This window comes from Streptomyces sp. SID14436 (genome assembly GCF_010548465.1).
Lineage (GTDB): Bacteria > Actinomycetota > Actinomycetes > Streptomycetales > Streptomycetaceae > Streptomyces.
In genome coordinates, this window is sequence record NZ_JAAGMD010000345.1 from 1 (window position 1) to 6,569 (window position 6,569).

The following is a 6,569-nucleotide window of genomic DNA, read 5'->3' on the forward strand; positions in this document are numbered from 1 at the left end:
GGTCCGGTCAGCGCTCGCCGTACCTCGCCCGCCGACTCATCCGGTCAGTCCCCGCCGGCCGGTCCGGTCAGTGTTCCGACGGCACGCCGTCCGCCTCGGCGGCCCGCGTCGCGCGGGCCCAGTGGCAGGCGACCTGGGGTGTGTCGCCGCCGTCCAGCATCCCGGGGTCCACGGTCCGGCAGGCGTCCGCGACACCCGCGCGGCCGGCCTCCCCGCTCGCCAGGACCTGGCAGCGGGCGTGGAAGCGGCAGCCGCCCGGGATGCGGGACGGGTCCGGCGGCTCGCCGCTGAGCACCACCGGCTCGCCCGGCGCCTCGGGCAGCACCGACAACAGCGCGCGGGTGTAGGGGTGTTGGGGAGCGGTCAGCACCTGCTCCACCGCCCCGCTCTCCACGATCCGGCCCAGATACATCACCGCCACCCGGTCGGCGATGTTCCACGCCAGCCCCAGATCGTGCGTCACCACCAGCGCGGACAGGCCGAGTTCGCCGCGCAGCCGGAGCAGCAGGGCGAGGATCTCACCGCGTACCGAGGCGTCGAGGGACGCCACCGGCTCGTCCGCGACGAGGAGTTCGGGATCCAGCACCAGCGCGCCCGCGATCACCACGCGCTGCCGCTGGCCGCCCGACAGCTCGTGCGGGTAGCGCAGGAGGAACCGCTCCGGAGGCCGCAGCCCGGCCCGGGACAGGGCGTCGGCCACCGCCGCCCGCTCGTCACCGGCGTGACCGTGGATGCGCAGGCCCTCGGCGACCGCGTCGTACACCGTGTGCCGGGGGTTGAGCGAGCCGCTGGGGTCCTGGAGCACCAACTGCACGCGCCGGCGGTACGCCTTGAGCGCCCGGCCGGAGTACTCCAGCGGCCGGCCGTCGAAGGCGACCCCGCCCCCGGTGGGCCGCACCAGGCCGAGCAGCGCGCGGGCCAGCGTCGTCTTGCCGCAGCCCGACTCGCCGACCAGGGCGACGATCTCACCGGCGCGGATGTCGAGGTCGACGCCGTCCACGGCACGGGCACCCGGCGTGCCGCGCCGTCCGGGGAAGGCGACCCGCAGGTCCCGGGCGCTCAGCAGCGGGCCGGCGGGAGTGGGGGAGCTGGTCATGGGGTGCTGCGCCTCGCCTTCTGCAGGGGTGCCGCCGCGGGCGCCCCCGTGTGGTCCTCGCCGACCCGTACACAGGCCGCCCGCCGGTCCCCGTCCACCTCGCGCAGGGGCTGGTCGTCCACCGCGCAGGACTCCAGCGCCACCGGGCACCGCGGATGGAACGTGCAGCCCGGCGGCAGCGCCGACGGATCCGGCGGATCCCCCGCCAGGCCCCGCGGCGCGAACCGGGACGACGGGTCACCGATCCGCGGGAAGGCCGCCGACAGCGCCGCCGCGTACGGGTGGCGGGCGGCCGTGTACACCTCGGCGGCGGGGCCCTCCTCGACGACCCGGCCCGCGTACATCACCGCGAGCCGGTCGCAGGTGTCGGCGAGCACCGCCAGATCGTGGCTGATCATGATCAGACCGACGTCCTGGTCGGCGACCAGCCCTTCGATCAGCCGCAGGATCTGCGCCTGGATCATCACGTCGAGCGCGGTCGTCGGCTCGTCGGCGACGATCAGCCGCGGATCGCAGGCCAGGGCCATGGCGATCATCACCCGCTGACGCTGTCCGCCGGACAGCTCGTGCGGGTAGGCCGCCGCCCGGGCCGCCGGGAGGCCCACGTGTTCCAGCAGCTCCCCGGCCCTGCGCCGGGCCCCGGCGGGTGTCGCCCGGCGGTGCAGCAGGATCGGCTCGGCGATCTGGTCGCCGATCCGGTGCACCGGGTTCAGGGAGTGCATCGCGCCCTGGAACACGATCGAGGCCCCGGCCCACCGGACCGCCCGGACCCGGCCCCACTTCATGGCCAGCACGTCCTCACCGTCCAGCAGCACCTGCCCGCCGGTGCGCGTCCCGGCGGGCAGCAGCCGCAGCAGGGCCAGCGCCAGCGTGGACTTGCCGCAGCCCGACTCCCCGGCGATCCCCAGTTTGCGGCCCGCCTCCAGCCACAGGTCCACCCCGCGCACGGCGGCCACCCCGCCGGGGTACGTCACGGTCAGGTCCCTGACCTCGAGCAGACTCAACGGGACACCCCCAGCCTGGGGTTGAGGACGGACTCGACGGCCCGCCCGCAGAGCGTGAACGCAAGCGCCACCCCGGCGATGGCCAGGCCCGGCGGCACCAGGTACCACCAGTGGCCGGAGCTGACCGCGCCCGCCTCCCGGGCGTCCTGCAGCAGGCCGCCCCACGAGACGACCGTGGGGTCGCTGAGCCCGAGGAACGCCAGCGTCGCCTCGGCCAGGATCGCCGACGAGATGATCAGGGTGGTCTGGGCGAGCACCAGCGGCATCACATTGGGCAGCACGTGCCGGCTCATGACGTGCCAGTGCCCGCCGCCCAGCGCCCGCGCCCGCTCGATGTAGGGCCGGGTCTCCACCGCGAGGGTCTGCGCCCGGACCAGCCGGGCCGTGGTCGGCCAGGTGGTCACCCCGATCGCCACCACGATGGTGACCAGCGAGCGCGGCATCACACTGGCCAGCGCGATCGCCAGCACCAGGGTCGGCATCACCAGGAACCAGTCGGTGACGCGCATCATCACCGTCGCGTACCAGCCGCGGAAGTGCCCCGCGGTCACCCCGATCAGCGTGCCGATGGCCACCGACAGCACCGCTGCCAGCAGCCCCACCAGGAGCGACACCCGGGCGCCCCAGATCACCAGGCCGAGCAGGTTCCGCCCGAACTGGTCGGTGCCGAACGGGAACGCCGCACTGGGCCCCTCCAGGGCGTCGCCCGGCGCGTCCGTCACGTTGTCGACGTCGGAGCCCACCAGCAGCGGCGCGGCCAGCGCCAGCAGCCCGAACAGCAGCAGCGCCGCCAGCCCGCAGACACCGGCCCGGTGGGTGCGGTACTGCCGCCAGAAGCGGGCCACCGAGGCGCGCCGCCGCTGCCGGGCCGGTGACCGCCCGGACGTCTTCCCGCCGCCGGGAGCCGGTGTTCCCCGGCCGGCGGTGGCGGCCGCCGCGGGCGGGGCGGCGGGATCCTGCTCCGGGACACCGGTGGAGCCGTCGTGGTCGGTCGTCATCGGCCCACCCGGGGGTCGAGCAGCGGATAGATCAGGTCGGCCAGCGTGTTCATCAGGATGACCGCGGCCGCGAACACGAAGAACAGGCCCTGCACCAACGGCAGATCGGGCACGCTCAGCGCCTGGTAGAACAGCCCGCCGAGACCCGGCCAGGAGAAGACCGTCTCCACCAGGATCACGCCCGCCACGGTCCGCCCCAGATTGATGAAGATGAGCGTCACCGTCGGCAGCAGCGCGTTGGGCACCGCGTGGCGGCGGCGCACCAGGTCGTCGCGCAGCCCCTTGGCCCGCGCGGTCGTCAGGTAGTCGCTGCCCATCTCGTCCAGCAGCGCCGACCGCGTCACCAGCAGCGTCTGCCCGTACTCGACCGCCACCAGGGTCACCACCGGCAGCACCAGGTGGTGCGCCACGTCCAGGACATGCGCGAAGCCCTCCTCGCCGCCCGACTCCATCCCGCCGGTCGGGAACAGGCCCGGGACCGAGCCGATGCCCACCGACAGCGTGATGATCAGCAGCAGCCCGAGCCAGAACGACGGCACCGAGTACAGCGTCAGCGCCAGACCCGTGTGGACCCGGTCGCCCACGCGCCCGTGCCGCCACGCCGAGCGGGTGCCGAGCAGGATGCCCAGCACCGTGTAGAGCACGAAGGCGGTACCGGTGAGCAGCAGGGTGTTCGGCAACGCCTCGGTGATCTTGTCGACGACCGGCGCGCGGAACTGGTACGAGGTGCCCAGGTCGCCGGTGAGCGCCTTGCCGCAGTAATCGGTGAACTGCTGCCACATCGGCAGGTCCAGCCCGAACTCCCGGCGGTAGGCGGCCAGTTGCTCCGCCGACACCTGACGTCCCCCGGTCATGAACTTCACCGGGTCGCCGGGGATCAGCCGGAAGAGGAAGAAGCTGGTGACGAGGACGGCGAACAGGGACACGGCCGCACCGGCCAGCTTGCCCGCCACGTACCGCAGATAGCCGGTCGCGGTGCGGGCCCGCGGGCCGCGGCCGGCCGCCGGTCCGTCCTTCACCGGACCGGCGGCCTGCGGCGCGCCCTCCACGGGCGCGGATGCTGCGTCAGCGGTCATCGGGAGCCGTTCGCCGCCTACTCGCGGTCGTCGGCGGTGGCCCGCCGCCGCAGTGCCACGAACGCCCCCAGCCCCGCGAGGACCACGGCACCCGCGACGATCCCGACGACCACACCGGTCGACGAGGAGCCGCCCCCGGTGTCACCGGAGTCCGCCGGCACCGCGGACCACCAGCTCCAGTAGCCGTCCTGGCCGTAGATGTTGCCCGCCTTCGCCGGCATCGTCGTGATCGACTCGATGTGGTCCGTGCGGTAGGCCTCGACCGCGTTCGGGTACGCCATGACGTTCATGTACCCGAGGTCGTACAGCCGCGACTCCATCTGCCGTACCAGGTCCGCGCGTCGGTCCGGGTCGTACTCGGCGAGCTGCCGCTCGTACAGCTCGTCGTACTTCTTGTCACAGATGAAGTTGTCGGTCGCGCCGGTGTCCTTGGGCGTCGCCGGCAGCGCCGCACACGTGTGGATGGACAGTACGAAGTCCGGGTCCGGGTTGACCGACCAGCCGTCGAAGGCCAGGTCGTACTCGCCCGCCAGCCATGGATCGGTCACGTTGTCCAGGCAGTTGAGCGTGACACCGATACCGAGGTCGCCCCACCACTCCTGGAGGTACTTGCCGATGGCCTTGTCGTTCGGGTCGGTGGCGTGGCACAGCACGCGGTACGTGATCGGCTTGCCGTCCTTGCCGACCCGCTTGCCGTCACCGTCGACCGTGTACCCCGCCTCGTCGAGGAGCGCGGCCGCCTTCTCCGGGTCGTACGCCAGCTCCTGCCCGGCCGACGGCTCCCAGAAGTACTGCGGGAAACGCGGCGGTATGTAGCCCGCGCCCTCGACGGCGTGCCCCTGGAACACCTTGTCGATGACCGTCTTGCGGTCCACCGCCATGAACAGCGCGTTGCGCACCCTCCGGTCGAGCAGCGAGGGGTGCCCGTCGCCCATCTTCTCGCCGTTCTTCGCCTTCGCGCCCGGGTTGGTGGCGAGGGCGTAGAAGCGGCGGCCGGGTGCGTCGTTGACCCGGATGTTCTCGTCCTTCTCCAGCGAGGCCGCCTGCGCGGGCGTCAGCGACGGCGACCCGGCCACGAAGGACACCTCGCCCTTGCGCAGCGCCGACACGGCCGCGTCCTGGTCCTTGTAGTAGCGGAAGACCAGTTCGTCGAACTTCGGCGCCCCGCGCCAGAAGGTCTTGTTGGGCTTCAGCCGCACATAGCTGTCGGCCTTGTAGTCGGTGAGGACGAACGGCCCGTTGCCGACGAGGGGGAAGTCCTTGTCGTTGTTGAACTTCGCGTAGTCGTCGACCTTCTCCCACACGTGCTTGGGCACGATCGGCACGTCCAGCGCCGTCATCGTGGCCTGCGGCTTCTTCAGCTTGATGACCAGTTCGGTCGGGCTGGGCGCGGTGACCTTCTCGAAGTTGGCGACGAAGCTGCCGTTGGCGGTCGCCGCCCCCTCGTCGGTCATCATCGTGTTGAACGTCCAGGCCGCGTCCTCGGCCGTGGCCTGCTTCCCGTCGGACCACGTGGAGTCCGAGCGGATGGTGTACGTCCAGGTCAGCTTGTCCGGCGACGACTTCCACTCGGTGGCGAGCCCCGGGACGACGTGGTTGTCCTCGGGGTCGTAGTTCGTCAGGTACTCGTACGTGAGCCGGTGGATGCTCGTGCTGAGCAGGCGCACCGCCAGGAACGGGCTGAGCGAGTCGACGCTCTGCGCCACCGCGACGGTGAGCACCTTCTTGCCGTCGTCGGCCGCCTCGGCCTGCTGCGGCGCCGGGTTGAGCGGGGTCACGAGCCCGGCGGTCAGCGTCAGGGCCGCCGCACCGGCCGCCGCGACGAGCCGGAGCGGGCCGCCCGGGAGGGAACCGCGCCGGGGCCCGGAGTGGGGGTGCGGGCGCCGCTCGCCGGGGGCCCCGCCGTACCTGTCGTTCATGTCCATAAGAGGGCTGACCTCGCGTCATCGCTCGCACGGAAAGGACGGGTTGATCAGGTGGGTGATGAGTGTGTCTATCAGCGGTGTCAGCCACCGTCAACGGCGCGTGCACCCCATGTGGCCTGCGGAAATAACGAATTGACGAGCTTTTCGCGCCCATTGGTCGAGACCACTGAAGCGCTCCAGGCCAGGGCCTGACGGCCGGATTCCGCCCCTTGGCGCACGACGGCCCGCGCCGTCCGCCGACGACGCGGGCCGAAAAGCGGACCGGCCCCTCGAAAGGGGCCGATCGGGGTGAACGGTGCCGCTCCGCGCGGCGGGGTTGCCGACGGGCGGTCTCCTGCTGGCGGTCGCCTACTGCTGGGGCGGCGGCGTCTGCCCCGGCTGCTGCTGCGGCTGGGCGGGGGGCTGGGGCTGGGCCTGCGGCTGGGCCAGCGGGTACGACTGGTCCGCCGGCGGCTGCGGATGGCCCGCCT

General features: G+C 72.6%; 5 protein-coding genes. All 5 read right to left on the reverse strand.

The features are described 5' to 3' along the window. Window positions 1-67 precede the first annotated feature (67 nt). Genes G3I53_RS12300 through G3I53_RS12320 form a run of 5 tightly spaced genes read right to left on the reverse strand, consistent with a single transcriptional unit; the run spans window position 68 to window position 6,099 of the window. A complete protein-coding gene (locus G3I53_RS12300) occupies window positions 68-1,096 on the reverse strand; it encodes an ABC transporter ATP-binding protein (protein WP_164333070.1) in 1,029 nt (342 codons plus the stop codon). Continuing rightward, window positions 1,093-2,100 carry an ABC transporter ATP-binding protein gene (locus tag G3I53_RS12305; protein ID WP_164333071.1) on the reverse strand — a complete coding sequence of 336 codons (1,008 nt, stop codon included), beginning with the start codon at window positions 2,098-2,100 and terminating at the stop codon, window positions 1,093-1,095. The genes G3I53_RS12300 and G3I53_RS12305 overlap by 4 nt, the downstream gene beginning before the upstream one ends. Then, complete coding sequence (locus G3I53_RS12310; protein WP_239063820.1) at window positions 2,097-3,098, reverse strand: ABC transporter permease; 1,002 nt, start codon at window positions 3,096-3,098, stop codon at window positions 2,097-2,099. The genes G3I53_RS12305 and G3I53_RS12310 overlap by 4 nt, the downstream gene beginning before the upstream one ends. Next, complete coding sequence (locus G3I53_RS12315) at window positions 3,095-4,174, reverse strand: ABC transporter permease (protein ID WP_164333072.1); 1,080 nt, start codon at window positions 4,172-4,174, stop codon at window positions 3,095-3,097. The genes G3I53_RS12310 and G3I53_RS12315 overlap by 4 nt, the downstream gene beginning before the upstream one ends. A 17-nt stretch (window positions 4,175-4,191) precedes the next feature. Next, window positions 4,192-6,099, reverse strand: a complete 1,908-nt coding sequence (locus G3I53_RS12320) for an ABC transporter substrate-binding protein (protein ID WP_164333073.1) — start codon at window positions 6,097-6,099, stop codon at window positions 4,192-4,194. Window positions 6,100-6,569 lie beyond the last annotated feature (470 nt).

Excerpts from the sequence above, each read along its gene's own strand:
- G3I53_RS12310 (WP_239063820.1), bottom strand. The coding sequence starts at position 3,098 with ATGACGACCGACCACGACGGCTCCACCGGTGTCCCGGAGCAGGATCCC.
- G3I53_RS12300 (WP_164333070.1), bottom strand. The coding sequence starts at position 1,096 with ATGACCAGCTCCCCCACTCCCGCCGGCCCGCTGCTGAGCGCCCGGGAC.
- G3I53_RS12320 (WP_164333073.1), bottom strand. The coding sequence starts at position 6,099 with ATGGACATGAACGACAGGTACGGCGGGGCCCCCGGCGAGCGGCGCCCG.
- G3I53_RS12315 (WP_164333072.1), bottom strand. The coding sequence starts at position 4,174 with ATGACCGCTGACGCAGCATCCGCGCCCGTGGAGGGCGCGCCGCAGGCC.